Raw genomic sequence first — 1,266 nt, 5'->3', positions numbered from 1 at the left:
GAGCCCGCTCCCCAGCGGGGCGAGGGCGACGTCCGCGTACGGGCTCATCTCGAGCTCGAGCGCGTACGCGAGCGTCCACGCGGCCACGCCGGTGTTCAGCATGCAGAACGAGCCGGTGGTCGAGGTCCGCGCGCGCGGCAGTGCGGTGGCGGTCACCGCGAGCGTGGCGCTCGTCAGCGCAGCCACGAACATGGGCAGCGTGTACCAGTGGATCGTGAGCACGGATCCCCCCGGACCGAGTGTGCAAGCGAAACCGGTCGGAGCCTAGCGTAGCACTACGAGTCGGTTCTGCCGTTCCCGCGCCGATTCCCGGTTGTCACCGTGTCGTCCTCGAGCGCGGCGGCGATCCTGGCCAGTGGCCCGGGGAGCAGCGACGTGGGGATGAGTGCTCTCCGTCGCTTCGGGTACGCCTCGAGTGCCCGCTCGTAGTGGGCGACGAGCTTCGAGGTCTGGTTGTCGATCGAGAACTCGTGGGCGCGCGCGACGCCTGCCTCGGACAGCTTGAGCCGCAGCCAGTCGTCCCCGAGAACCCGATCGATGGCGCGCGCCATCTCCTCCGGGCGGTTCGAGACGATCACGCCAGTCTCGCCGTCGACGACGAAGTCGGATACCGCTTCGTCGTCGACGCAGATCACGGGCAGCCCGGCCGCCATCGCTTCGCCTACCACCAGGCCCTGAGTCTCGGTCGTGGATGCGAAGACGAACGCGTCGGCCATGTGGTACCCCGCCACCATGTCGGGACCTTCGAGGTAGCCGGCGAACCGCACCTGGTCAGAGACGCCCGTCTCCTCGACGACGGCTTCGAGTTCGCCGCGGTCCGGCCCGTCACCGGCTATGACAAGCACGGTGTCGGTCCGCCGGCTGTGCCACAGCGCACGCACGAGCATCTCGACGTTCTTCTCGCGTCCGAGCCGCCCGGCGAACAGCAGCACCTTGTCGCCCTCCGCGATCTCGAGCCGCTCGCGCAGTCGGGCGATGCGGGCGGGGTCGGGGCTGGCGAACCGGTCGACCTCGATGCCGGTCGCGAGGACTTCGACCGGGACGGTCACGCCCCAGTCGCGCAGGTAGCGTTCAATCTTGCTCGAAGGCGCGATGATCGAGTCGCAGTGCTCGCCGAAGACGCGCGAGAGCTGCTCCGCGAGACGCTTGGTCAGCCGCGTATCCCACACGTAGTGCACGTACTCCGGGTAGAGCGTGTGGTACGTGTGAACGTAGGGAATGCGGTGGCGCCGCGCCACCTGAAGTCCGAACAGGCCGATCATGAAC

General features: G+C 68.5%; 2 protein-coding genes. Both read right to left on the bottom strand.

Annotated features, from left to right (window positions below; all coding sequences use genetic code 11):
• A partial coding sequence (locus tag FDZ70_10885; GenBank protein ID TLM65723.1) for a hypothetical protein occupies positions 1-222 on the bottom strand: 222 nt, incomplete at its 3' end.
• Between the two features lie 53 nt (positions 223-275).
• On the bottom strand, positions 276-1,266 hold a 991-nt coding region (locus tag FDZ70_10880; protein ID TLM65722.1), incomplete at its 5' end, for a glycosyltransferase family 4 protein.

This window comes from Actinomycetota bacterium, assembly GCA_005774595.1.
Classification (GTDB): domain Bacteria; phylum Actinomycetota; class Coriobacteriia; order Anaerosomatales; family D1FN1-002; genus D1FN1-002.
Note: the sequence above shows the minus strand (reverse complement) of the source record. Positions and strands in the feature narration are given on the sequence as shown.